Source organism: Granulicella sp. dw_53 (genome assembly GCF_018449545.1).
Classification (GTDB): Bacteria; Acidobacteriota; Terriglobia; order Terriglobales; family Acidobacteriaceae; genus Edaphobacter.
In genome coordinates, this window is record NZ_JAAVUR010000010.1 from 111,987 (window position 1) to 136,549 (window position 24,563).

Here is a 24,563-nt window from a genome sequence, read left to right on the forward strand (position 1 = left end):
CTACTCCGGCGCAGTGGAGACGAGTCAAGTGCACCACCGGACTCGTAGCTTGAACAGAGAGTTAAAACTCGAACCGCAACGCAAACTGAACCAGCCGGGGGTTATAGTTCACGTTCGTCGAGGTCAGTGCGCCGAACGTAGAGGTCGACGTAATCGCCGTCACAGGCGCGGCGTAGTTCGTCTGGTTTGCGACATTGAACATCTCCGCCCGGAACTGCAGCTTCGTCTCGCGGATCAAGTTGAAGTCCTTGAAGACCGAGAGGTCCAGATGTCGGTAGTTCGGTCCCCGGAAGGCATTGCGCCGTTCATTTCCGATCGTCCCGAACATCTGCGACTGGAACGCATTGAAGTTGAAGTACTGAAGCGCATTCAGGCCCGGATGTGGCGTGATATTGCTGTAGGGGTTGCTCACCACATTCAGACGGTCAGCCGCGCCCCCCGGGCTCGTATTGGATACATTCGAGCCATTCAGCACCGTAAACGGCAACCCATTGGACCATACGTTGATGAGATTGGCGTGCCACCCTCTCACTAGGAAGCCCTTCACCCCCGTAAAGGAATTGCCATACGGCAGCGCATAATTCGCGAACACGACGAAGCGGTTACGAATATCCAGATCGCCGTTGCCATGATCGTCCTGGCTCTGGGTCGCAATCACCTGCCCATTGCCACCACTTCCTCCGCTGATCGCCGCCAGCGTATTGTCCATCGAGTGCGACCATGTGTAGTTCACGTTGAAGCCCAGCCCATGCGTGAACCGCCGCTCAAACGACGTCTGCAAAGCGTGATAGCTGGAAGCTCCGTTACTGAATAGCCCCTGGATCGTCGTCACATTCGGCAACTGAGCATGAAAGCGGCGGTTCGCATTCGTGCTCGCCGCACTCGCCGGTGTGCGGTTGATATCCACCAGTTGGCTGATGATGTGCCTTCCCAGCGCACCCACATAAGCGACCGTCAGGACGTTCCCAGAGAAATCCTGCTGCACGGCAAGATTGAACTGCTCCAGATAACTCGAGCGGAAGTTCAAATCCTCATAAGCCGGAATCGCTCCCGAAGGATTGTTAGGATCGTTGGCCGTCGGAAGCGGAAGTCCCTTGCGCAGCAAGTTAAATCCACCCGGGCAAGTCAGCGAAGAACACGTTCCAAACGTAGCGACATTCGGCTGGTTTTTAAGGTTCGCCGGAGAGGCAATGTTCGCCGGAAAGAAGCTCAGCCCGAATCCGCCCCGCACAACGGTTCCCCGCCGCGCCGTATACGAAAACCCAACACGCGGAGCCAGATCCCGATAGTCCGTCTTGATGCCCGCCGTCCGCGAGACCCCATTCACATTCGCCTGGATGATCTTGCCTTGATCCGGATCGAAGTTGGAGATGTGATCATGTACCTCCGTAAACGGCGTGAAGACGTCGTACCGCACCCCAAGATTCAGAGTAAGGTTCTGCGCGACATGCCAGTCATCCTGGAAGTAAACGCTCGGCTCCCAGGTCTGATAGTGAGGAGGAAATAGATTGTTATTGCGCGAAGCCGAAGAGAAGACACCAGACAGCAACCCAGGAAGACCAGTCTTAAAAGTAAAGTTTCCTTCGCCGCTATTATCCTGCAGGTTGTAATCGATGCGGCGGATCAAAGCCGAACCCGTCTTGAACGAGTGCTTGCCCCGGCTATAGATCACCGATCCCGCAACCTGGTACGTATTGTCTTTGTCACGCAACGGAATGAACCCACCGCCTCCGCCCAGCGCCTGCTGCCCCGTCGGCGTCACAGGTCCCAGCCCCGAGGTATCAGGGCTGAAGTTGATATTCGGCTGTCCGAACTTAGTATTCGGATTCAAGCCATAGTTCACCGGCAGCGAAGTATTGCTGATAAACGTATACGCCGCGCTCAAATTCATCAAAAGCTGCGGAGTAAAGATACGCGTATAGGTCACAGCCGCATTGCGGGCAAACTGCGGCGCAGTCCCAAACGCATTGCCGCTCTGCGGATCGATCGGATAACCCAGCGCATTCGAGATCGGCAACACCGGAGGAGCGATCGTATAAACATCGTTCACCGTATACCGCGCGAACATAGAATTCCTATCGTTGATCTTGTGATCCACTCGAATGTCATACACCGTCGAGTACTGCTCCTTGTTGCGGCTCCCCACAAACTGATTTGTGCCGCTGTTAGGCGCCGGATAAAGCTTGAAGTACTGCACCCCCACCGGGTCGAGAAACGCCGCGGGCACCACATTTCCCGGCAGAGGAGATCGCTGATATCCAGCATGAGTCGGATCAGGATCGTAGACGCAGCCCGTAGTTTGGTTCTGCGTTGGATCCGCCACCGAAGCCGCTACCGTAGCGCAGCCCCCAGCGGGAATTGCATCCGAAAAATCCCCCGGATGCTGCTCCTCATATAGCGTAGGAACAGTAATCACCGAAGGCAACGACCCCTGAATCACCCGGAAAAACTCCACATCGCCAAAGAAGAACGTGCGGTCCTTCCAGATAGGCCCACCCAGGCTTCCGCCAAACTGGTGCTGCCTTAGCTCCGGCTTCTTGTTATGTGCACCGAACTGATACGGATACGCATTCAAAGCATCGTTGCGGAAGAACTCATACAAAGACCCATGGAAGGCATTCGTTCCACTCTTCGTAATGATGTTGATGATCGCTCCGGCCGCCCGCCCCGAATCAGCCGAGAAGCTGTTCGTCAAAATCCGTACCTCGGCAATCGCATCGATCGAAGGACGAACGCCAATTGAACCAATAATGCGCTCATTATTATCCAGACCATCCACCAGTTGATCGTTGATCACATCCGACTGTCCATTGATCGAGACCGACGAGGTCTGCCGCCGGTCATCCGGGCGGTTCCCACTAGCCAGTCCGCCCGGAGTCCCCTCATTCGCCCCCGGAATGATCTGCGTAAGGTTGATATAGTTGCGCCCATTCAGTGGAAGATCCTGCACCGCCTGCTCCGTGACCGAAGCGCCAATGGACGAGCTATCCGTCTGCAGGATCGGAGCCGACGTACTCACCTCGATCGTCTGCGTCGATCCCCCAATCGTCAATGCCGCATCGGCACGATAACGATCGCCCGCGGCAACAGTGATATTGGCCATGCTCACATTCTGAAAGCCACCGTTCTTGATCGTCAGGTTGTAATGCCCCGGAATCAGGTTGGAAAACGTAAACGCACCACTATCGTTCGTCTGCACATTGCGCGTATCGCTGGTCTCGACGCTCACCAGCGTGATAGTCGCCCCTCCAACTACGGCGCCCGTAGGATCGGTAATAGTTCCCAGAATAGTGGCCGTAGAATCCTGCCCCATCGCCGATCCCGCCGAAAACAAGATCGTAACGGCAAGAGCAACAAATAAGATCTGCTGGGCGCGGCGGAGGCGCACACGCATCGCAGCTCCATGGATCGGGAAAATTGCGCTCCACTGCCTCATAAAAGTAAGGTGCATGACCTTGCTGTTCATTCTTTCGACCTCTTCCGATGGGTGCTCTTGGATTCGGCGAGGATTCTATTCTCGAAAATGAATTGATAGCAATGGAATAATTCGGCAATTCTCAGAGAGAAGTTAGGGATGAGATAACCCACAAAAGGGCCTCTGATTTACCTACATTCTCATCCAGGAGATGGCAAAGAGCACAGGGCTGACGAACTTCGAGCACTAATTCTCTGAAGGCATCTCAACATGATCGATGACGAGAACCTTCACTGGCCCCTTTGTAGATTCCAGCTTCAGCCCAAGCTGTTCCTGAATTGCAGTGAAGATGGAAGGTCCGGCATCAGGCGGCGCAGCGCCGCCATCCGCTCCACTCTTGATGGAAGCGGCACCAGTCTCCGGCGTCCATTTGAGCGTTACATCATATCTTCCGTCGATCCCGGTCAGGTCGATGACCGGACGACCCAAATCCCTATAGAGCTCCTGCGTCAGAGCCTCGGACAACTGCGCCAAAGTAACGCCTCGCGCATTGAACTCTCCGTTACCCGTCGAGACGTGTGCGCTGCCCTCCAACTCCTTCGACCCAAGCAAACTCAGCTTGTTCTTTGCGCCAACCAGAGCGTAGACCGGAAGCTCTCGTGTCTCCCAATGAGTCGCCAGCTTGAACCGCTCAGCCAGAAGCTGTTGAAACATCCCTTGCCTCTGAAGCCTCTGCTGGCCCCGGCTAAGCTTTCGTAACCGCTCGAGAGCCGAAGCATCTACCTTTGCCTCGATGTCGAATCTCTCCGAGTTAAGCCACTTAGGCCCACCCAGAATTCGCGACTCAGGAATGCCGTACGCTTGATACTGGATAAGATTCTTCAACGACGTGTTGCTCGCGATGAAGCGTCCATTATTCAAAGTGGAGCGGGAACCCGAGTCGCCGGACTTGTTCTGTTTAATAGTGGCTACTTCAAAGACGAGAGACACATCGGTGACAGGTGGGACATCAATTCCAGGGGATGTAGCTGACGGGGACACCGAAGTCTGCGCAAACGACGCAAAGGCCAACGACAGAGCCACAATCGGCAATAACCTTCCAGTAAAAGCCAGCCTTCGTCCACCACAATCGATCATGACGAAATGATCCTATTCCCCACCGATGAGTTCAAGCGGAATGTAACCAAACATACGAAAACCAAGCCAGGAATTCCGCCCAGCCGAACGATAGCCTCGTAAGACCACAATCGAAAATAGCATCATCTCTCGCTTGACAACTCATAACCGTACGGTTATGGTTTTGTGTGTGAAGCTGGTCAACGCCAACTACGTATTTCGTGCTCTCGCCGACCCGACTCGCCGGGCCATCTTCGAGCAGTTGACCCGGCAGGGCGAACAGACCGTCCACGCACTGACCCACTACGCGGGCGTCTCCCAGCCAGCCGTCTCCAAACACCTCACCGTGTTGAAGCGGGCGAAGTTGGTACAGCATCGCCGCGAGGGACGCGAGACTCACTACCGTGCGCAGCCCGATGCACTGGCGCCGATGGTGGACTGGCTGCGTCACTACGGTGCATTCTGGCGTGACCGCTTCGACCGTCTAGAAACACTCTTGGAAAGGATGGAACCATGAGCAACCCAACAGACGAGACCCTCACCCTCGCAATCGAGAGAGTATTCCCTCACCCGCCAGAAAAGCTGTGGCGCGCCCTCACCGAGAACCCGCTCATCGCGCAGTGGCTAATGAACAACGACTTCGAGCCGGTAGTCGGACGGAAGTTCCAGTTCCGCCACGAACCGATGCCGAACTGGGATGGTGTGATCGACTGCGAGGTGCTCATCGTCGATCACTTAAAACAGCTCTCCTATAGCTGGGGCTCTTTAGGGCTCGACTCCGTAGTGCTCTGGACGTTGACGCCAGCAGAGGGCGGCACCCACCTTCGCATGGAGCAGTCCGGCTTCCGCCCCGATCAGCAAGCAGCGTATCAAGGCGCAAACTACGGCTGGCAGAAATTCCTCGCCGCCCTGGAACAGGTGCTCGGCGGTGTGAGATGAACGCCTCCAAGAGACAAGCCGCCAGCCTCGGGAATCTCACTGCACTCTTCGCGTTGCAAAGGAGAGCCACACATGAATAAGACCGTCCCAGTGGAATCCGCCTCCACACTCATCGACGAGAAGATCAAGCAACTTGGCGACTGGCGCGGCAAGACGCTCGCGAAGGTACGCGCCATCATCCACGAGGCAGATCCAGAGATCCTCGAAGAGTGGAAGTGGAGAGGAACTCCCGTCTTCTCCCACAACGGCATCGTCTGCACCGGAGAGACCTACAAGAACATCGTCAAGCTGACATTCGCCAAGGGCGCTGCGTTACGAGACCCTTCCGGCCTATTCAACTCCAGCCTCGATGGAAACGTCCGCCGCGCCATCGACATCCACGAAGACGATAAACTCGACGACGCGGCCTTGAAGAATCTCATCCGCGCCGCAATAGCGCTCAACCTCAACACCAAAGCCAAAAGCAAACCGAAGCCCCGCCAAGCGAGCACCAATCAGCCCGGCTAACTTCGTGCAGCTAACAGTAGCCCAGCTTCAGCACCCGCCTTACCCCACAAGACCCATTCATCAGCTTCCCGCGACCCTCAGCTACCGCCGACGTACCACTCCCTTGTATTCCCACCTTGACTCATACTCGGAACCCGATATATCGTTTTCCGAGTATGAAATCTAATGCTCAGCAATACTTGCCTCTCTCCCCCGCCACGTTGCACATACTACTGGCGCTCACCGGCGGGGAACTGCACGGCTACGGCATTATGCTTGAGGCAGCCCGGCACTCCGGCGGCCAGTACAAGATAGGTCCCGGCACGCTATACGACAACCTGAAGAAGTTGCTTGCTGCAGGCCTGGTCGAAGAGTCACAGCGTGAGGACCTCGAGACCGGCGAACGGCGCAAGTTTCAAATCACCACATTGGGCTATGACGTACTGGCCGCGGAGGTCGAACGGCTCAGCGGCGTACTGCGCCATGCGCGACGCTCCATCCGGCTCGCCGAAAGAAGGTCGTGATGCATAGCCTCCATCGCCGTACCTATCGTCTGCTCCTGCGCCTGCATCCCGCCGCGTTTCGCGATGAATTCGCTCGCGAAATGGAGCTCGACTTCGAAGAGGCTCTGCACACCTATGGTCCCACCCGCCTCTTCCTCGACGCAGTCGGCTCGCTCGCCCGTCAGTGGTCGACAAGTATCTCCTTCGCCCCTCCCAATCCAGTCTCTCCGCCTCGGTCGTCCCTACTCGCTGGCTACTACGTCACGGTTCGCGACAGCGCATTCACTCCGGTGGAGCTCGGACTTGGCCTGATTGCCTCCACTTCCCAGCTTACGCTTTGCCTGTTTGCGCTCAGTGCCGGTTCCGGACATATACCCGATCTACCGACCGTCTATGCGTCATCCAACGCACCGTCGCCGATGCGCGATAACACAGACCCGGAAACGCCCTTACCGACCGATAGAAGCTCCAGTTCTGAGTTCAAGCCCTCGCAAAATGCCACCGCAAACCTGGGATTTGCCATCGCCAGACTTGCGGAAATCGCCCAGCCAAAGCCCGAGCTTCTCCTCTTCCATCCCTCAGGCCCGTTACCTTCCTATGAGGTCGCCACTATCAAGCCGCGTGATCCCGACGCTGCCAGCAATCTGGTCAAGCTACCGCCAGGCGGTTTCCTCAGCCCGCTAAGCATACGGCGCTACATTATGAACGCCTACGGCGCCGTCTACGCTCCGCAGATCGTCGGCGGTCCGGACTGGCTCAACAAAGACGCCTACCTCATCAACGGCAAGATCCCCGACGATCTCCAATCCGCGCTCCAGAAAATGACCCGTGAGGGCCGCAACGACCAAACCCGCATGATGGAACAGTCCCTCCTCGCCGACCGCTTCCACCTCAAGGCGCACTTTGAAACTCGCGTTTTGCCGGTCTATGCGCTAGTGGCCGGCAATTCCGGCCTCAAAATGACAGAGGTACCCGTGCCGCCGGAGAGCAAACCTGGTGACCCGCCGATGCGCCCGCATCCCGGAGACCCTCTGCCCCCCGGTACCTTGGTGACCATACCTAACAGCAACGGCCTCCGCATCCTTAACGGGCGCGCCATCAAAATGCAATTGCTCGCTCGCGTCATCGGTACCGATATCGGGGATCGTCCCATCGTCGACCACACGGGCTTCAATGGCTACTTCAACGTTACCGATCTCACCTGGGCGCCGCTCGCCAGTGCAGGCGCCACCAACGATTCCGATGCTCTCTCCCTCACCGGCGCACTCAAAGAGAAGCTCGGTCTCAAGATCGTCCCCACCAAAGTTCCGATCGAGATCCTCATCATCGATGGCATCGACCGCCCCACGCCAAACTAGCAGACTCTGAATTTGACCAGACTAGTTTCTACCGCCAACCAAGCTCAGGCGCAATCGCAGTCAAAATAGCCTCCATGACATGCACATTGTAGGCAACACCCAGTTGGTTTGGGACGGTCAGCAAGAGAGTGTCGGCCTCCGCAATCGCCTCGTCTTCCCTGAGCAGCTCGATGAGGATCTCCGGCTCAGCGGCATAGCCACGGCCAAAGATCGTCCGTGCGCTCCCTTCCAGGAAACCGACCGTATCCTCTTCCTGAGAACCTCGGCCGAAGTAGCCACGATCACGGTCATCCATCAACGCGAAGATACTGCGGCTAACAGAGACCCGCGGACTATGAGCATGGCCAGCCTCCTTCCATGCCGCACGAAAGGCACGAATCTGTGCAGCTTGCTGAACATGAAACGGCTCGCCAGTCTCGTCGAATTTGAGCGTCGAAGATTGCAGATTCATTCCGAGCTTGCCTGCCCACGCGGCTGTCGCATTGGAAATCGCCCCCCACCATATGCGATCACGCAACCCTTCAGAGTGCGGCTCCAGACGCAGCAGCCCCGGAGGATTAGAAAACATCGGCCGCGGATTAGGCTGAGCAAAGCCCTCGCCGCGCAGCAGCTCCAGAAATTCTTGCGCATGCTGCCGCCCCATCTCCGAATCGTCCGTGCCTTCCGTTGGGCGGTAGCCAAAATAGCTCCATCCATCGATCACCTGCTCGGGCGAGCCGCGGCTAATCCCCAACTGCAGTCGCCCACCGGAGATGAGATCCGCAGCCCCAGCGTCCTCCGCCATGTAATGGGGATTCTCGTATCGCATATCGATCACCGCAGTGCCGATCTCGATCCTTCGCGTCTTAGCGCCAACTGCAGCAAGCAGCGGAAACGGCGACGCCAATTGCCGCGCGAAGTGATGTACCCGGAAGTAAGCTCCGTCCATCCCCAGCCGCTCGGCCTCGACGGCAAGATCAATAGACTGCAGCAGCGCATCCGCCGCCGACTGCGTTCGTGACTGCGGGGAAGGCGTCCAATGCCCGAAGGAGAGAAAGCCAATTTTCTTCATGCAAAGACAAGTCTACCGCTCCTGCGAGGCGTTATAGCAATTTCCAGCGAACGCCAGCCGCAGCAACCAAATCGCATCCCGCGAGCCCCGCACCCATCGGCGAAAGCAGAGCCCACTCCGGTAAACTAGAACTTCCACCCACGGGAAGCCGTATGCCAACCGAAATCATCCTCCAACAAACCCCGGACGACGCCGCACTCCTCGACAAGCGCGAGCAGCTTGCCGCTATTCGCATCACGCTCGCCGAGCGCGAATCCGAGCTCGCCCAGATCCGCGCCCAGCTCAAAACCTTCGAAGGCCGTTACCTGCGCCAGGTCGGTGTCCTCTACGCCGAGCTAGACGAGCTAGAAGCCCGCATCGCCGAGCGCGAAGTCAGCCTCTACGATTCTGACTCCGCCCGCCGCCGCGCCGAAGAGACCCGCCAGCGCGCCCAGGAGACCCACGACGCGGCCTTCGGCGACGCCCACGAAGCCGAAGAGTTCGACCCGCCGCCCAGCCTCAAGACCCTCTTCCGCGACGTCGCCAAGCGCATCCACCCCGACTTCGCCCGCGACGACGACGAGCAGAAGCACTTCACCCTCCTGATGGCCCGCGCCAACCAGGCCTACAGCCGCGGCGACACCGAAACCCTCCAGCGCCTCCTCGACGATCACCGCGAGATCAACGCCTCCATCGCCGGCGAAGGCGCCGCCGCCGAGCTCCTCCGCATCACACGCCAAATCCAGCACGCGGAGCGCGACATCGCCACCCTCGACGCCGAACGCCACACCCTGCTCTCCGGCGACATCGCCCAATTGTCCCTCGACGCCGAAGCCGCAGCCCGCGAACACCGCGACCTCCTCACCGAGCTCGCCTCCAGCCTCCGCGAACAGATCGCCGACGCCCAGCGCCGCTTCGAGCTCATCGACCGCCAGATTAGCGCCCATGGAAAATAAACCAGGCAAAGCCCATGGAAGATAAATTAAACAAAGCCCAAACCGGCCTGCTTCACATCCCTACCAGCGGCACGCTGACGCTCCATTCCACGCGCTCCGGCATCATCGCCCGTGGCCGCCGCGACGCCGCCAACGCCGCCTCCAACCCCCACTACCGCCAAGCCGTCGCCGACTATAACGCCCGCAACTTCACCGCAGCCGCCGCCAACTTCCAACTCGCCGCCGAGCAAGGCCACGCCGAATCGCAGTACCTCCTCAGCACTCTCTACGACGAAGGTCAGGGCCTGCCCCAGGACGACACCCAGGCCGCCTACTGGGAGCGCAAAGCCGCCGAACAGGGCCACGCCTACGCGCAGGCCAACCTCAGCTTCCGCTACTACGCCGCCGACGACTTCGCCGAAGCCTTCGCATGGTGCCAGCGCGCCGCCCACAGCAACCTCGCCTGGGCGCAATACAACCTAGGGCTCATGTATCGCAAAGGTGAAGGCGTCCCGCAGAGCAACACCGAAGCCGCCCACTGGTATCGCCTCGCCGCCACCCAGAACTTTCCCGAAGCCCAGCAGAAGCTCGCCGACCTCTACTACACCGGCCAGGGCGTCCCCCTCAGTTATACGCAGGCCGCCGCGTGGTATCGTAAGGCCGCCGATCAAGGCAACGCCGAAGCCCAATTCCAGCTCGGCCACCTCTACGCCTTCGGCCAGGGCGTAGAGCACGACTACACCCAGTCCCGCCATTGGACCCGTCAAGCAGCCCTTCAAGGCCACGACCAAGCCGTCCGCGAACTCAAGCGCCGCGAGTACCGCGACCCATAACCCACACTTCAACACGCGAGAACGTTCAGCTCAGCCCACACATGACATCTACGCAAGGCTGCTACCGCTGTTCGTATGTTAGGTTGGATCTGCACTTTTGGCGGGTCCATTATGCGCTACAACCGTTCCGTTCCACCCTGCCCCGTAATTCCTGTTCTTCGCTATCCTGACCCCGCCGCCGCGGCAGAATGGCTTGCGAGAGCCTTCGGCTTTACCGTAAGACTCCGGATTGCGAACCATCGCATCCAGATGCGCGCCGGCGAAGGCTGCTTCACTATCGCCGAAGGCAACGTTATGCCCAACCGCTCTGCAATGGTGCAGGTGCGTATCGAAGACGCACAGGCTCACTACAACCGGGCGCGAGCGGCAGGTGCGAAGATCCTGTCGGAACCAACCGATCACGAATACGGCGAACGACAATACGCCGCCGAAGACTTCCACGGCCACACCTGGGACTTCACCGAAACCCTCGCAGACGTCGAGCCAGAGAGCTGGGGCGGCACCTCCGTGAACCTCTGAGATCAAATCCAGAATCGATGGCTGGGACCAATCGGGTTCGTCCCTACCTCAGTTTTCATTACCGCAACGATAATCCGACAGCGCCTTCTTAGCCGGAAACGCAAGTCCTGATCAGTCGACTTATGTTTACGAATCTAAAGGCACAAGCACATGATTGAGGTTTCGATGAGCGTCTTGGCGAGTGCTCAAACATTGACCCGCTTCTTCCGGCCATGCTAGCGTCAAAGCATGAAGTCTCTTGTGCTCCATTGTTGTCGCTGCCACCAACCCCTCGTTGGGTGAGCTGCGACAATCTCAGAGACTCTGAAACGTCCCTCCAAAGTTCATCTAAATACTCCTCATTATTTGACCGTGCATCCGTCAACCAGCCGGCACTCGTGCCAGGGCTTGTCGTGACGGTTCAGCTCTGGAGAGAGATCCAATGCAACTTGCAACAGACGAACACCTCGCACATGACATTAGCAGCCCATGGATAGCAGCGATGGACCCCTCCGCCACGAGAACGCCAGAAGAGCTCGCCAACATCGTATCCCTCTTCGCGTCCTCCGATGGATGGATCGATCGAGTGCGGCTGCGCAGCGAAGATCGCTGGTATGAGCGGCTCTATCAAGGCCCCGACCACGACATTTGGGTCATCAGCTGGCTGCCCGGGCAATCAACCGGCTTTCACGACCACGGTGAGTCCTCGGGAGCCTTCGTCGTAGCAACCGGTGTTCTTGAGGAGCATCGTCCTGGTGAGCAACCCCTTGCCATCCATCCGGGACATCCGCGCGCATTCGGCCCCGATTACGCCCATGACGTCCTGAATGCATCCCTTGCGCCGGCCATCAGCATTCACGCATATTCGCCTCCGCTCACGGATATGAACGAGTACGAGCTGGATGGCAACCAACTGGTTCCGCGCGAACGCGCTTCGGAACGGGCTGAAACACTTGCTCAGCAGCGGCACATACAGCAGGGGAAACCCGCAAACCACAGCGGCGCCGTAACCATAGATCAGATGCTCTCCGCGGCACGAGCCCGGCTGCAACGGCTATCTCCGATTCAAGCCCAGGAGACGGCAGCAGACAGAGGATCAATCCTTGTTGATATTCGTCCAGCAAGCCAGCGCGCGATCGAGGGCAGTATTCCGGGCGCGTTGATCGTCGAGCGCAACGTGCTTGAGTGGCGGTTCGACCCAGCATCGAGCGCACGGCTGCCGGTCGCGACCGATCACGACCTCCCGGTGATCGTGTTCTGCTCCGAAGGCTATACCTCAAGCCTCGCAGCCGCCGCTCTGCAGGATCTCGGACTCTGGCGCGCGACGGACATAGTCGGTGGATTCCAGGCATGGCGCGCAGCGGGTCTGCCGACTGTGCCACCAAGCAAGGTTTCCTAGGACCTGTCTCACCGACGAACGACGTGCGCTCAGCTCCGCCAAGACTCTTTCGTCTCACCCTCACCGACGCACAACAGTAGAATGCAAAGGATGGTGCTCAAGGACCTGGACGGAGGCACTCTATGAAACGGATCGCTCTCTTGCTAGTGGCAGGATCAATAGTGGCCGGAGTCCTCGCCTTCACGCCCTCCGCATCTGGACACGCCGGTGAACAGGCCACCCCGATCACTGAAATTAAAGTTCCCGCCGGATACCGCGACTGGCGATTAATCTCCATCGCCCACGAGGCAGGCAATCTCAACGACATCCGCGCCATTCTAGGCAACGACGCAGCGATCAAGGCCTATCGCGAAGAAAAGCTTCCCTTCCCGGACGGCACAATCATCGCCCGGCTAGCCTGGAGCTACCTCCCGTCCGAAGAAAACAATAAGGTCTTTGGCCGCGAACAATCGTTCGTCGCCGGTCCTCCCACAAACGTCCAGTTCATGATCAAGGACTCCAAAAAGTACGCCGCGACCGGCGGCTGGGGATTCGCTCAATTTACAGGCGGTAAACCTGCCAACGAAGCGGTCCCCAAAGCCTGCTTCTCCTGCCACGAACCCGTCAAAGACCGGGACTTCGTCTTCACCCACTACGCACCCTGATAGCCGCCGCCCGACAGCATCCCAAGACCCGCGCATCAGCTTACAGGACGCTGCGAAGAGGGTCGCCAATCCCGCGCAGAAGAACAGATAATTTGCTGGCCGCCTTAGCTCGCCTTTCACGGATAGCCGAGTCTTTCCATAAACACTTGTAAGCCTAGAGGACACGATGACCCCAGAAACTCTCTACAGACTTGCCCCGCCATTAATCGCGTTGCAGTTCCTCGCCTTCGGGTGGAGCGTGAACCGACAGATAAATGCCGCGGAGGCAGACAGGCAGGTCGTGATCCCTCTACCAGACGTGATCAACATCATGAGCCTGTTCGCGACGGTAGGCTGCCTCATCGTACTACCCATCGCGACCGAGTCTTACTTCTGGCTCTCTCGAATGGTCTTGGGCTGCGCCTACGTCTTGATCGCCTTCCACCCATTCACGATTGCGGCGCACTACCGGCTCTGGAGCAGAAAAGGGAGCAGCGAGAAAGCCACAGATGGAGCAAGCTCTCCTTACGTAACCCACGAAGAGCTCACTACCTCGTTCCTCTCGGCTGTGCTTGCGGTCGTGGTGGCAGCATATCTCCGGACGCATTGAACGCAACAACGCGAACGCACGACAGCATTTCTCTCCAACCCCGCAACCGCCCAGGCAATCTATGCCTAACCAGAGATCGACGGCAGCAGCCCGGAAGCGCCCAGCAAGAAGACAATCCCAACGCACAAGCTGTAAACAGCAGTCAATCCAGTCAACAGAGGCATCCATCGAGCCTGGGATCGTGTCGTCGTAAACAGACCCGCAGCCGAAGCAGTCATCAGCGTATTCATCAGCAGAAGTCCGCCGAGAAACATCGCCAACCCCAGAAAACCCTTCGCCTTCCCGCCCAGGTTTGCCGCCAGCAGAAACAGTGCAAGCTGGCTCGGCGTCTCCGCCCCAAAGCCGTGAATCACGCCGATCCCAAAGGCAACCGGCGCATTGACATCCCAACGCTCCGCGGCATGAGCCACCACTTCGCCCGAGCGCCACGCCGCCAGCCGTCGATACGACCACCGGACCGCCCCGATCAGCAACGACGCCCGAGATCTCGGCATCGCCGCGGTACGGCCACTGCGAGAGCTCAGATTGCTCAGCACGTAAAGAGCAAGCACGATCAGCGTAAGGCCAACACCCCGCTCCGCCCAGCGGTCTATCCCATGCGGCAACGACAGCTGCAGAAAGATCACAGCGCAACCTAAAGCTGCCACCGTCGCGGCATGCCCCAGCGCATACATCAATCCAAGCCGCATCGCATCCGAAGCCCGGTTCTGGACCCCGGTAATATCGGTGATCGCCGCAATATGGTCATAGTCGAAGCCATGACGAAAGCCGAGCAGGCCACAGGAAAAGAGCGCGAGGCCAAGCGGAGACATCATAACTGGCGCTCCGGGCAGAAGCTGATTGCAGGGGATGTAAGGATCGAAAGGTTCATGGCAGCCGTACGAACACCTCAATCATTTCATGAACCACGAACTAAAAAAATGCCGGCCGAAAGGTTTCCCTTTCAACCGGCACTTATATAGAAACTTCCATCCCAAACGCAATCGATATCGACGGCGGAAGATGTACTAGAAGTTCACTTTGGCTCCGAGCTGCAACTGGCGCGGAGGATAGGCTCCCGAAACGGTGCCGAAGTTTGCGTTGCTGACGTTGAGGTTCACGCCAGAGAAGTTGGTACGGTTAAGGACGTTGAAGAAGTCCGCCTGAAACTTGAGGCGAACACGCTCAGTAACCGGGAAGAACTTCGACAGCGTTGCATCGGTCTGTGCGAGCCCCGGCCCAAGAATCGCTCCATAAGGCGCGGTTCCAAAGGCAGCCTGAGTCCTTGGAGCGGGAACGAATGCACCTCTGGCAGCAACACCGCTGACAGTGCTTGCAGCTGCATTCAGATAACCCGCAATTCCGGCATGTCCACTTCCGTAGATTTGAACTCCCGGAATAATGTTAGGACGAACGTTTCCAAGACCAAGCGTCGACGTCGACTGGAGGTTGAAGTATCCGCCACTCTGGAGCCGAGCCACACCGCTAACCTGCCAGCTACCTGCAACCTCCCGGAGCAGGAAGTTATGCCCTTTGAGGTCCGGTGTCTGGATCACAAAGCTCGCGACAAACGCATGGCGGCGATCATTCTGGAGATACCCATAGTTGTAGTTCAGGCTGCTCCAGTTTTCTAGCGTCTGGTTATTGCCACTGGAATCGCCTAGTGCCTTCGAGTAGGTATAGGCCAGCGTAAAGGTCACAATACCTGCCCGCTTCGACGCAAACGCCTGCAGTGAGTTGTAGTTGTAGTTCGAATCGAAGCGATTCGAATTGATCTGGGTATAGCCCTTGAACGGGTTGAAAAAGTTCACGGACGAGATGGTGTTGGCTCCCGTTGCATTTGCCACGACAGGCGCAAGATTAGGGAAGTTTACGTTCGGCTGACGCTGTTGATGGTGTGCCACGCTGCCGACATAGTTAAGTTCGAGAAGAACCGACTTGGGAAGCTGGCGCTGCAATCCCACGCTGTACTGCCAGGTATAGGGATTCTTGTTGATTGGATCGATGGCGCTGATGGTTCCCTGTAGAGCCGAATTGTTCGGGGAGCCTGAACCGATCGTGGCAAGATTGCCAGTATCGAACTGCGTGTTCTGCAGGAATGGAGGAAGCGAAAGCTGGCTGAAGATCAGATTGCCTTGAGGACGATAGTAGAAAAGTCCTACACCGCCACGGATAACGGTGTTGCTGTTAGCCGAGTAAGCGAAGCCGAAACGCGGACCAAAGGCGCCGCTCATCTTATAAAGGCCACGGGGAGCTCCAGCCGGGATGAGTGGGAAGAGTGCAGTATTCACACCGATAACACGTTTAGCCTGATCGGCTGGAACTCCATCGCCCGCACGCACCAGGCCGTTATAAGGATTGCCGGAGGTAGGATCGATCGTTCCATTGGGCCGAACAGTAACTGCTTGCGCAGCGTTGTACAACGACGCGTCGAAGTTGGAGATGTTGTTGCCTTGCGTATAGAAGGGGGAGATCAACTGCCAACGAAGTCCGATCTCAAGACTCAACTGGCGTGTGGCCTTCCAGCTATCCTGCGCAAAGGCCTCGACCTGATTGAAGCGGAAGTGACCAACTGGATCTGCACTGGCCTCAGAGTACTGTTGGAAATTACCCAGGAAAGCATCCGCCAACGCGTAGCAGGTAGTGTTTCCGCTCGCCGCGCGACAGTTGCTGGTCGTCGGAGCGGCATTGAACGTCGCCGTGCCCGTATAGTTCGAGCGTGCATTCTGGTCGACACGGTCGCGGATGTAGACTCCACCAAACTTGAAGTTATGGTTGCCCTTGAGCCAGGTCATGTTATCTGCGACCTGAATGTCCGTCGAAGGAGAAAGCAGAGAGAAGTTTGGCCCCTGCATGGGCGCGTAGCCCGTAATGTTTACGATCGGAATGCCATTTGGATATGGACCAGCACCAGGATAAAGCTTGTTGTATTGAAAGCCGTAGGTCTCACGCTTCCAAAGATCGCCAGCAGGAGGAATGCGCTGTGCGGCCCAGCTGGTATTCGCGGTTGCCTGGTTGATAAGGTTCGGGCTGATGCTCCAGGTATAGGAGAGCAGATAGCTTTGTCCGGGACGATTGCGCAGCGTCGGTGTCGTCGGAAGAATGCCCGTATTCGAAAACGTGCCGTAAGGATCGGTCAAAGTATTCTGATCGTGAATCCAACGGCCATAGAGTGTGTGCTTCGGGCTGATCATGTAATCAAAACGAACCAGGTCTTGATGAAAGTTCAGCGGGTTCGTAGGAGCCAGGGTGAGATTGTTGCTCGGAATGCCGCCGTCTCTGAAGCTGAGGCCCGTCGCTGTGATCGTCTTGTAGACATTCGCAAGTGCCCTGCCGTCCGGTGTGATGCGGGAAGCGATGTTATTGTTCAGAATCGGCGTTGCGGTGCCAGGAACATAGAGCTGGCCCGCCGTGGATGAGCAGACTCCTCCTATAAATGTATTCGCCACTCCATTGGAGTTTGTGCCTGTGCATAGAGCGGAGAAGTCACCATTGATCATCGCGGTTGTGGGCACGGTGAAAGTAGTCGCAATGGCCTGCTGACGTAGACGCCGCCACTCCTCTCCGACGAAGAAGAAGAGCTTGTCCTTAATAATCGGACCGCCAACGAAGAAGCCGAAGTCGTTGTAAACCAGCTGGGTCTTTCGTTTGGCAATGAAATTCGTCGCATCCAACGCGTTGTTGCGAACGAACTCGAAGGCGCCGCCATGGAAGGCATTGCTGCCTGATTTTGTGACGATGTTGAATGAGGGGCCAGAGGTACGGCCGAACTCGGCGGATGCATTCGAGGTATCGATCTTGACCTCTTGAATGAAGTCAGGTCCGACGTTATTCATCAGCGAGCCATTCGAACCCGCAACCTGATTGTAGGCGCCATCGACGGTAAGGTTGCCAGTATCGGCGCGGTTGCCATTGATGGTCTGATTGCCAGAGGCCAATGAAGTAGTGACAGAGAAGATGTCAGGGTTGGTAACAACGGCGCCTGGAACAAGCGTCAGAAGCTGCGTGTAGTTGCGGCCGTTGAGAGCAAGATTTTCAACCTGCTTGGCGTCGATGACGCGGGCGAGTTCACCCGAAGTGGTGTTGAGCGTCTCACCTGCGACCGCTGAGACGGTAACAGACTCGGTCGCACTTCCGACGACGAGACCGAAATCAGACGTAAGGTGAGCATCAGCAGTAACGGCGATGCCAGAGCGTTTTTCGCCCCGGAAACCGCTTCTGGAGATCTCAAGGGAGTAATCCCCGATGGGAAGGTTCGTGAAGATGTATGCTCCGCGCTCATCGGTGGTGGCGGTGCGTGTCGCCTGCGTGCCGACGTTGATGATAGTTACCGTCGCACCAGGAATGACGCTGCCAGAGACATCTGTAACACTACCCGCAATCTGTCCGAAGGAGGACTGCGCATAAAGGGAACGATTGCAGACAGAGAGAAGAAGAATCAGGACGAAACTAAAAGGAATCGCTTTACTTATTTTATGAAACATAGAAAATCCCCCAAAATTGAAAACGCTTGCATGTTTGGCACCCATTTCGAAGCTCAGAAACACTTCGTGGCGCTCGAATGTGTGTTGTTTTACCGTCACGCAAGGTAGGCCAATGAATAGAGGACTGTCAATAAGTTTCAAATCGGAGGGGAAGAAATTTCAATGGGGGAACCTACTTATGCTCCCTTCCTTCAGTCGTCCTGAGCGTGATCCGCATGCAGATTAACGCCCGACCACACCTTCTGCGAGGTCCACGGCTCTGACGGAAGCGACCAAAAGGGATCAGAAACAGGAAGACCGAGCGGCAGCCAAGCGAAGCTGCAAAGGTACAAACTTCCAGTGGAGATGTACTCCTCACCCAGCAACGGCTGATGCCCAGCAAGCCCTATCTGCAGCCAGCCATCAGCAGAGTACGTCCCCGGCGCGCCCAGCGTCCGTTGCATCACAGCGGTCAAAGCCCCTCGAACCTGGGCCGGGCTAACTCCATCAGGAAGCAGGTGCCGCCGCGCAACATCCGCGAGGTGGTGGAAGGCCCCACAGCGATACGTGATCGACCTCCCCAGCACCGGATAGCTTCCATCCGAAGCGATCATCCGCTCCTGAATCGCGGCATAGCGCGACGCGCGCAGCGTGATCGCCCTCCGGTCCGCGGCCCACGACGGATGCGCATCCCCCACCGTATCCATAAGTTGCAACAGGTAAGGCTGTATGACGAAGCTGTTATAGAAGTCCGCATGAAAGTGCGGACCATCCCCATAAACCCCATCCCCCAGATACCAGTCATGGTGCTCACTTAGACCGAAGTCGACACGAAGCTTGTCCCACGCATGATCGGTATAGCCCGCCTCCCCCATCACCTTCAGCAAGGCCTCGTTCATAGTCACAAACAGCAGCCAGTTATTGTGGTTCGGAGTAACCCCGCGCTCCTTCACCAGGGCATCCGCAAGCCGTTGCTTGGTCTTGGCATCCAGCGGATGCAGCAATTGCTTAGGAGCACGAAGCAGAGCCAACGCAAGAAAAGACGAATCCACCAGCGTCTGCGCAGACTCGCCATACCGCATGTAATCCGGCGAAGCAGGATCGACCGAAGAAACAATCCCCGTCCGCGCCCACTCCCTGTACTGCTTGCGCAGAGCAGTCTCTTCGCTCGGCTCGCCAGCAGAAGGCTCCAACTCCAGCCACGGCGCAATCCCCGCAAGCAGCCGTCCCAGCGCCTCAAGAGGACTCCCCACGCTGCGAACCTCACGCAACCCCGGCGCAGCCTCGACCGGCATCACCTTGCGCAACTCCCGGCGGCTCAGCGCCTTGAGCACCGGATCCGACACCCGCTGCAAATGTTTCAGCCACTCCGCCCGCGTGCCGACGCCAGCCGCTCCCGCATCGACAGCCAGGGCCGGCATCGGAAGAATCGCCGCCGCTCCTAGCGCCGCGCTGCCCAGCAGAAAGGTGCGGCGGTCAGATCTGCCGTGGTCTGCCATTGAAGTTCACTCCTGGAGGGATCTTGGATTCAAGTCTCAACCACCCTAGGAGTTGCAAGCCGGCGCTGTCAATTTCTAACCCTTCGCAAACACGTCATTTGCCAGAAGATGAGCGGGAAAGGCATCATGGTCGAACCGGAGTAAATCTGACCGAAGTAAGCGCACACACATGCGCGGAGGAATTGGACTGATGGGATTCGTACGGCAAGGCCTGGCAACGACGCTCTTAGCGGTATCACTGGGTGCAATATCTTTGATCGCCCAGGACGCCATCCCGATGGATCAGCGCGTCCCGCCCGGAGACAGCCCCGCCGACCCCGGACCTCTCGCCGCCGACCTCTCCCCCGCGCTCAAATCCGCCGACATCAAGGCCGCCGTAAAGCGCGTAGCCGACTGGCAACTCGCCCGCGTCGCAAACACCCCCAGCCAGGACTGGACCTACGCCACCCTCTACGCCGGCTTCATCGCCGCCTCCGAGACCCTCAAGGACGACCGCTACAGCAAAGCCGTCGAAGGCATAGCCGACCACTACCACTGGACCCTCGGACCTCGCCAGCAGCACGCCGACGATCAAGCCATCGGCCAGTCCTACCTCGCCCTTTACCGCCAGCATAAAGACGCGGCCCGCATCACTCCCATGCGCGATCAGTTCGACCGCGTCCTCCTCCTCCCCGACGACCCCAAAAAGCCCGTCTGGTGGTGGTGCGACGCCCTCTTCATGGCGCCCCCCGTCTGGGCCGGAATGTCCAAGACCACCGGCGACCCCAAGTACCGCCAGTACATGGACCGCGAGTGGGAGATCACAGCCGACCTGCTTTGGGACAAGGAAGAGCACCTCTTCTTCCGCGATGCAACATACTTCGACAAGCGTGAGAAGAACGGCAAGAAGATTTTCTGGTCCCGCGGCAACGGCTGGGTCATGGGCGGAATCGTCCGCACCCTGGACGAGCTTCCCGCCAAGGATCCCAAGCGCGCCTACTACCTCTCCAAGTTCAAGGACATGTCCGAGAAGATCGCCACCCTGCAAGGCGAAGACGGCCTATGGCGTCCCGGCCTGCTCGACGCCGAACACTATCCCCTCCCCGAAGACTCCGGCTCTGCATTCTTCGTCTACGCCATGGCCTGGGGAATCAATCACCACGTCTTGGATGAGGCAAAGTACGGCCCCATCGTGGCGAAGGCCTGGAAGGGCCTGATCTCCCACATCTACCAGGACGGCCGTCTCGGCGCGATCCAGCCTGTAGGCGCAGCTCCCGGAGCGTTTATAGCTTCCTCAAGCTACGTCTTCGGCACCGGAGCCTTCATGATGGCCGGCTCCGAGCTCGACATCATGAGCCGCCGTCACATCAAGAAGTAATCACGATCACTTGTGGTCTTGCTGCTGCTGGGCCATCTGCTGCTGCCGCGTCGGCGGCGGCGGCTGCTCCGGCAGTTGCGTCGCCTTCTCCACCAGGATCGACCAGTCTTCTGGCACCGGCAGCTCCTGATCCAGCGTAGGCGTCCCCGCACTCGGAGTCACCCTCACCGCAACAGTAAGCTCACTGGCCGCCCGTCCACGAAAGATCCCATGCGTCGGCGGAACATCCGCATAGTCGCGCCCAATCGCCGTGCGAATATGCCGGTCCCCCGCCACCAACCAGTTCGTCGGATCGAACCCCACCCACCCCAACTGCGGCAGTAACGCCTCGATCCACGCATGCGTCGCCGAGTGCACACTGCGATCCTGATCGCTCTCCCCATGGAACAGATAGCCACTCACATACCTGCAAGGAATCCGCAGCTTCGACCGCACCAGCGCAATCATGATGTGCGCAAAGTCCTGGCAGACACCCTTCTTCGTACCCAGCGCCAGATCGATCGGCGAGTCCACCTTCGTCGACCTCGGAACATAGTCGAAGTACTCATACACCTGCTGATTCAGGTGATGCAGCACCATCAGCGGATCGTCGCATCGCCGCACGTCAAACTGCGCGGCCAGCGCATCCAGCGCCGGAGTCGGTATAGCGAACTCGCTGGGCAGCAGCATCTCCCAGTAGTCACCCTGCTCGACCAGCGCATCCAGATCCTGCCACGCATCCGGAGCCAGAAACGCCGGCACCTGCGACGAAGGCTGCACCTCAACCAACGACTCCGCCACAATCACCAACTGCCCATGCTGCCCCGGAATATCGAAGTGGTGCACATGATTCGCCAGATGATCCCGGTAGCTGAACACACGGCATCGCGGGCTCACCGACAGATGGAACGTCAAGCAGCGCTGGTTCTGGTCGCTGCGCGGATGCATCCGCGTCTCCATCATGCTCTCGCTCACGGAGTTGCTGTACAGGAACTTCGTCAAGTGGCGAATCGAGTAGTACATTCCAGCACCCCTTCTACGTCCGACCTGAAAACTCTCGCTTGGATCTCTGATACCGTAACCCCTCTGCTTCAAATGCCCCTACACTACCCAGCCAGCGCCGCCTGGATCGAATAGTCCACATACAACTCATAGATCGTCTCGTGGATCGCTCTGCACTGCACCTTGATGCCTCGCAGATACGCCACCACATCCTGGTTCAGCACCTCATCCACGCTGCTGTAGTTCAGCGAAGCCTGCAGTCGCCCCGCCAACCGCCGCAGCGCCTCGGCTCGACTCTTGCCGCTATCCCCTTGAATCTCCTCCAGCGCACACTGCAGGCTATCGATCGAGAACCGCAGCGAGTGCGGAAACTTCTCATCCAGCAACAGAAACTCCAGAATCCGGTCCGGCGTCAAATCGGCCGTGTACACCTTGCAATAAGCCTCAAACGCCGTCGCCGACCGCAGCAACCCCATCCAGTCCAGATACTCGTTCCCCTCCAGCACCCGGTCCGGATACCCCCACAGATCCTCGTGGTAAGCCTCCAGCAGCATCGCCGTCGCCGCCGCCCGTTCGATATACCGGCCCACCTGGATAAACTGCCACCCTTCACCGTGGCTCATCGTGGAGTCCGTCACCCCTTGGAACTGGTGCACCGCCTCCATCACCCGCTGCAGAAACTCCGTAGGCTGCTCCGTCCCCGCAATCAACCGCTGTTCCTGCTGATCGCTCTGCATCTCCGGCCGCGTCACATGCAGATACAGGCTGTTCAACTGGTGCCACTGCTCCGTCGAGATCTGCTCCCGCACATGCCGCGAGTTCTCCCGCGCAGAAATAATGCACGAAATAATCGACGCCTTATTCGTCGTATCGAAGGTCAGGGCCCGCGTCAGCGCATACGGATCGCCCTCCCACGCCACGCCCTTCGGATTCCCCAACGCCTGCAGCACCCGCAACCAACGCCGGTCCGCGCTCGCCGCGCTCTCATCCAGCATCAGGTTCAGATTCACATCCAGCAGGCGCGTCGCATGCTCCGCCCGCTCCAGATACCGGCTCATCCAATACAAACTATCCGCAACGCGGGAAAGCATCGTTGCCCCCTATCACTGGCTCAACACCCATGTATCTTTACTTCCGCCACCCTGCGACGAATTCACCACCAGCGACCCCTGCTTCAACGCCACGCGCGTCAGTCCACCCGGCACAATCGTCACCTTATCCCCATAGAGCACATAGGGCCGCAGATCCACATGCCGAGGCTCCAGCTCATCTCCAATCAGACAAGGCGCACGCGAGAACGAGATCGTAGGCTGCGCGATATAGCCTCGCGGATCGGCCTCGATCTTTCTCGCAAACTCCTCCCGCTCCGCCGCCGTCGACTGCGGCCCAATCAGCATCCCATAGCCGCCGCTCTCGCCCACCGCCTTCACCACCAGCTTGTCGAGATTCTGCAGCACATGCTGCCGCTCCTTGGGCCTCGTCAACAGGAACGTATCGACGTTCTTCAGCACCGCCTCTTCGCTCAGGTAGTACTTGATAATCTCCGGCACGTACGCATACAAAGCCTTGTCGTCCGCCACACCTGTTCCAAACGCATTCGCCAGCGTGACATTCCCCGCCCGGTACGCGTTGAACAAACCAGCCACACCCAGAATCGAATCCCCGCGAAACGCCAGCGGATCGATAAAGTCGTCATCCACACGCCGGTAGATCACATCCACCCGCCGCAGCCCATTCGTCGTCCGCATGTACACGACGTTGTCATGCGTCACCAGGTCGCGGCCCTCGACCAGTTCAATCCCCATCTGCCGCGCCAGATACGCATGCTCGAAGTAAGCCGAATTGAACACACCCGGCGACAACAGCACGATATTCGGCTCCGGACGTCCCTCCGGCGCCAGCGACCGCAGCGTCCCCAGCAGCAACTGCGTGTACTGTTCGATCGGCCTCACGTTGTACTGGTGGAACAACTGCGGAAACGTCCGCTTCATAATCCGCCGGTTCGTCAGCATATAGCTCACGCCGCTCGGCACCCGCAGATTATCCTCCAACACCACAAACTCGCCGTTCTGCAACCGGATCAGATCGGTCCCGCACACAGCGATATACACGTTCCGAGGCACCTGCAAACCCTGCATCTGCCTGCGAAACTGCTTGCAGCTATAGACCACCTCGCGCGGCACGATCCCGTCATCCAGAATCCGTCCCTCGTTATAAATATCTTTCAAAAAGAGGTTCAACGCGGTAATCCGCTGCGTCAGCCCCCGCTCCACCGTCGCCCACTCCTCGCTCGTGATGATGCGCGGCAGCAGGTCATACGGAAAGATCTTCTCCGTGCCCTCCTCCCGGCCATACACCGTAAACGTGATGCCCTGGCTCAGAAAGCTAAGATCCGCCGCCTGCTTCCGCCGCTGCAACTCGTTGGCCGGCAAGGAAGAAAAGTGCTCCAGCAACAACTCATAGTGCGGATGCAGAACCCCAGGCCCGGAAAACATCTCGTCATAGGCATGATCCAGCAGGTAGTGCTTCATCACCTGAC

The 24,563-nt window shown here is 58.3% G+C and carries 21 protein-coding genes; 12 read left to right on the forward strand and 9 right to left on the reverse strand.

Annotated features, from left to right (window positions below):
- Nucleotides 1-61 precede the first annotated feature (61 nt).
- Nucleotides 62-3,394: a carboxypeptidase regulatory-like domain-containing protein gene (locus tag HB393_RS16400; RefSeq protein ID WP_213806272.1), complete on the reverse strand. Its 3,333-nt coding sequence runs from the start codon at nt 3,392-3,394 to the stop codon at nt 62-64.
- A 267-nt stretch (nt 3,395-3,661) separates the two neighbouring features.
- On the reverse strand, nt 3,662-4,552 hold the full coding sequence (locus HB393_RS16405) for a TIGR03435 family protein (RefSeq protein ID WP_213806273.1): 891 nt from the start codon (nt 4,550-4,552) through the stop codon (nt 3,662-3,664).
- 169 nt (nt 4,553-4,721) lie between these two features.
- Between HB393_RS16405 and HB393_RS16410 the strand changes: the two genes are divergently transcribed.
- From HB393_RS16410 to HB393_RS16430, 5 genes are all read left to right on the forward strand, one after another.
- Nucleotides 4,722-5,048: a metalloregulator ArsR/SmtB family transcription factor gene (locus HB393_RS16410; RefSeq protein WP_345945251.1), complete on the forward strand. Its 327-nt coding sequence runs from the start codon at nt 4,722-4,724 to the stop codon at nt 5,046-5,048.
- Nucleotides 5,045-5,470 carry an SRPBCC domain-containing protein gene (locus HB393_RS16415; protein WP_213806274.1) on the forward strand — a complete coding sequence of 142 codons (426 nt, stop codon included), beginning with the start codon at nt 5,045-5,047 and terminating at the stop codon, nt 5,468-5,470. The genes HB393_RS16410 and HB393_RS16415 overlap by 4 nt, the downstream gene beginning before the upstream one ends.
- A 72-nt stretch (nt 5,471-5,542) precedes the next feature.
- Nucleotides 5,543-5,977, forward strand: coding sequence for a DUF1801 domain-containing protein (locus HB393_RS16420; RefSeq protein WP_213806275.1), 435 nt, complete (start codon nt 5,543-5,545; stop codon nt 5,975-5,977).
- A gap of 155 nt (nt 5,978-6,132) precedes the next feature.
- On the forward strand, nt 6,133-6,480 hold the full coding sequence (locus HB393_RS16425) for a helix-turn-helix transcriptional regulator (protein WP_213806276.1): 348 nt from the start codon (nt 6,133-6,135) through the stop codon (nt 6,478-6,480).
- A complete protein-coding gene (locus HB393_RS16430; RefSeq protein ID WP_213806277.1) occupies nt 6,480-7,817 on the forward strand; it encodes a TIGR03435 family protein in 1,338 nt (445 codons plus the stop codon). Before HB393_RS16425 ends, HB393_RS16430 begins: the two co-directional genes overlap by 1 nt.
- Nucleotides 7,818-7,845: 28 nt before the next feature.
- On the opposite strand, the gene HB393_RS16435 is transcribed toward HB393_RS16430, so the two are convergent.
- Nucleotides 7,846-8,868: an LLM class flavin-dependent oxidoreductase gene (locus HB393_RS16435; protein WP_213806278.1), complete on the reverse strand. Its 1,023-nt coding sequence runs from the start codon at nt 8,866-8,868 to the stop codon at nt 7,846-7,848.
- A gap of 152 nt (nt 8,869-9,020) precedes the next feature.
- On the opposite strand from HB393_RS16435, the gene HB393_RS16440 reads away from it, so the two are divergent.
- The 6 genes from HB393_RS16440 to HB393_RS16465 all read left to right on the forward strand — a co-directional run bounded on the left by HB393_RS16440 (nt 9,021) and on the right by HB393_RS16465 (nt 13,745).
- Complete coding sequence (locus HB393_RS16440; protein ID WP_213806279.1) at nt 9,021-9,803, forward strand: hypothetical protein; 783 nt, start codon at nt 9,021-9,023, stop codon at nt 9,801-9,803.
- A gap of 14 nt (nt 9,804-9,817) precedes the next feature.
- Entirely contained in the window at nt 9,818-10,615 is a 798-nt protein-coding gene (locus tag HB393_RS16445) for a tetratricopeptide repeat protein (RefSeq protein WP_213806280.1), read from the forward strand.
- A 111-nt stretch (nt 10,616-10,726) separates the two neighbouring features.
- Nucleotides 10,727-11,134: a VOC family protein gene (locus HB393_RS16450; RefSeq protein ID WP_213806281.1), complete on the forward strand. Its 408-nt coding sequence runs from the start codon at nt 10,727-10,729 to the stop codon at nt 11,132-11,134.
- A gap of 421 nt (nt 11,135-11,555) precedes the next feature.
- Nucleotides 11,556-12,512, forward strand: a complete 957-nt coding sequence (locus HB393_RS16455; RefSeq protein WP_213806282.1) for a rhodanese-like domain-containing protein — start codon at nt 11,556-11,558, stop codon at nt 12,510-12,512.
- Nucleotides 12,513-12,634: 122 nt separating this feature from the next.
- Nucleotides 12,635-13,156 (forward strand): cytochrome P460 family protein, encoded by a 522-nt coding sequence (locus HB393_RS16460; protein ID WP_213806283.1) that lies wholly within the window; start codon nt 12,635-12,637, stop codon nt 13,154-13,156.
- Between the two features lie 166 nt (nt 13,157-13,322).
- A complete protein-coding gene (locus HB393_RS16465) occupies nt 13,323-13,745 on the forward strand; it encodes a hypothetical protein (protein ID WP_213806284.1) in 423 nt (140 codons plus the stop codon).
- A 65-nt stretch (nt 13,746-13,810) separates the two neighbouring features.
- Here the strand turns inward: HB393_RS16465 and HB393_RS16470 are convergent, their stop codons facing one another.
- The 3 genes from HB393_RS16470 to HB393_RS16480 all read right to left on the reverse strand — a co-directional run bounded on the left by HB393_RS16470 (nt 13,811) and on the right by HB393_RS16480 (nt 19,686).
- A complete protein-coding gene (locus HB393_RS16470) occupies nt 13,811-14,560 on the reverse strand; it encodes a hypothetical protein (protein ID WP_213806285.1) in 750 nt (249 codons plus the stop codon).
- A gap of 192 nt (nt 14,561-14,752) precedes the next feature.
- A complete protein-coding gene (locus tag HB393_RS16475) occupies nt 14,753-18,208 on the reverse strand; it encodes a carboxypeptidase regulatory-like domain-containing protein (protein ID WP_213806286.1) in 3,456 nt (1,151 codons plus the stop codon).
- 191 nt (nt 18,209-18,399) lie between these two features.
- Entirely contained in the window at nt 18,400-19,686 is a 1,287-nt protein-coding gene (locus tag HB393_RS16480) for a DUF2264 domain-containing protein (RefSeq protein WP_213806287.1), read from the reverse strand.
- 190 nt (nt 19,687-19,876) lie between these two features.
- Between HB393_RS16480 and HB393_RS16485 the strand changes: the two genes are divergently transcribed.
- Nucleotides 19,877-21,043: a glycoside hydrolase family 88 protein gene (locus tag HB393_RS16485; protein WP_213806288.1), complete on the forward strand. Its 1,167-nt coding sequence runs from the start codon at nt 19,877-19,879 to the stop codon at nt 21,041-21,043.
- A gap of 6 nt (nt 21,044-21,049) precedes the next feature.
- Here the strand turns inward: HB393_RS16485 and HB393_RS16490 are convergent, their stop codons facing one another.
- The 3 genes from HB393_RS16490 to HB393_RS16500 form a co-directional block, all read right to left on the reverse strand.
- A complete protein-coding gene (locus tag HB393_RS16490; protein ID WP_213806289.1) occupies nt 21,050-22,045 on the reverse strand; it encodes a transglutaminase family protein in 996 nt (331 codons plus the stop codon).
- Between the two features lie 83 nt (nt 22,046-22,128).
- Nucleotides 22,129-23,115: an alpha-E domain-containing protein gene (locus HB393_RS16495; RefSeq protein WP_213806290.1), complete on the reverse strand. Its 987-nt coding sequence runs from the start codon at nt 23,113-23,115 to the stop codon at nt 22,129-22,131.
- A 12-nt stretch (nt 23,116-23,127) separates the two neighbouring features.
- Nucleotides 23,128-24,543 (reverse strand): circularly permuted type 2 ATP-grasp protein, encoded by a 1,416-nt coding sequence (locus HB393_RS16500; protein WP_345945260.1) that lies wholly within the window; start codon nt 24,541-24,543, stop codon nt 23,128-23,130.
- Nucleotides 24,544-24,563: the final 20 nt, after the last annotated feature.

Bases quoted from the DNA above. Each gene is read 5' to 3' on its own strand.
- HB393_RS16405 (WP_213806273.1), bottom strand. From the start codon at position 4,552: ATGATCGATTGTGGTGGACGAAGGCTGGCTTTTACTGGAAGGTTATTG.
- HB393_RS16465 (WP_213806284.1), top strand. From the start codon at position 13,323: ATGACCCCAGAAACTCTCTACAGACTTGCCCCGCCATTAATCGCGTTG.
- HB393_RS16440 (WP_213806279.1), top strand. From the start codon at position 9,021: ATGCCAACCGAAATCATCCTCCAACAAACCCCGGACGACGCCGCACTC.
- HB393_RS16425 (WP_213806276.1), top strand. From the start codon at position 6,133: ATGAAATCTAATGCTCAGCAATACTTGCCTCTCTCCCCCGCCACGTTG.
- HB393_RS16450 (WP_213806281.1), top strand. From the start codon at position 10,727: ATGCGCTACAACCGTTCCGTTCCACCCTGCCCCGTAATTCCTGTTCTT.
- HB393_RS16420 (WP_213806275.1), top strand. From the start codon at position 5,543: ATGAATAAGACCGTCCCAGTGGAATCCGCCTCCACACTCATCGACGAG.
- HB393_RS16480 (WP_213806287.1), bottom strand. From the start codon at position 19,686: ATGGCAGACCACGGCAGATCTGACCGCCGCACCTTTCTGCTGGGCAGC.
- HB393_RS16430 (WP_213806277.1), top strand. From the start codon at position 6,480: ATGCATAGCCTCCATCGCCGTACCTATCGTCTGCTCCTGCGCCTGCAT.
- HB393_RS16495 (WP_213806290.1), bottom strand. From the start codon at position 23,115: ATGCTTTCCCGCGTTGCGGATAGTTTGTATTGGATGAGCCGGTATCTG.
- HB393_RS16490 (WP_213806289.1), bottom strand. From the start codon at position 22,045: ATGTACTACTCGATTCGCCACTTGACGAAGTTCCTGTACAGCAACTCC.
- HB393_RS16455 (WP_213806282.1), top strand. From the start codon at position 11,556: ATGCAACTTGCAACAGACGAACACCTCGCACATGACATTAGCAGCCCA.
- HB393_RS16470 (WP_213806285.1), bottom strand. From the start codon at position 14,560: ATGATGTCTCCGCTTGGCCTCGCGCTCTTTTCCTGTGGCCTGCTCGGC.
- HB393_RS16435 (WP_213806278.1), bottom strand. From the start codon at position 8,868: ATGAAGAAAATTGGCTTTCTCTCCTTCGGGCATTGGACGCCTTCCCCG.
- HB393_RS16400 (WP_213806272.1), bottom strand. From the start codon at position 3,394: ATGCGTGTGCGCCTCCGCCGCGCCCAGCAGATCTTATTTGTTGCTCTT.
- HB393_RS16415 (WP_213806274.1), top strand. From the start codon at position 5,045: ATGAGCAACCCAACAGACGAGACCCTCACCCTCGCAATCGAGAGAGTA.
- HB393_RS16445 (WP_213806280.1), top strand. From the start codon at position 9,818: ATGGAAGATAAATTAAACAAAGCCCAAACCGGCCTGCTTCACATCCCT.
- HB393_RS16460 (WP_213806283.1), top strand. From the start codon at position 12,635: ATGAAACGGATCGCTCTCTTGCTAGTGGCAGGATCAATAGTGGCCGGA.
- HB393_RS16485 (WP_213806288.1), top strand. From the start codon at position 19,877: ATGGGATTCGTACGGCAAGGCCTGGCAACGACGCTCTTAGCGGTATCA.
- HB393_RS16475 (WP_213806286.1), bottom strand. From the start codon at position 18,208: ATGTTTCATAAAATAAGTAAAGCGATTCCTTTTAGTTTCGTCCTGATT.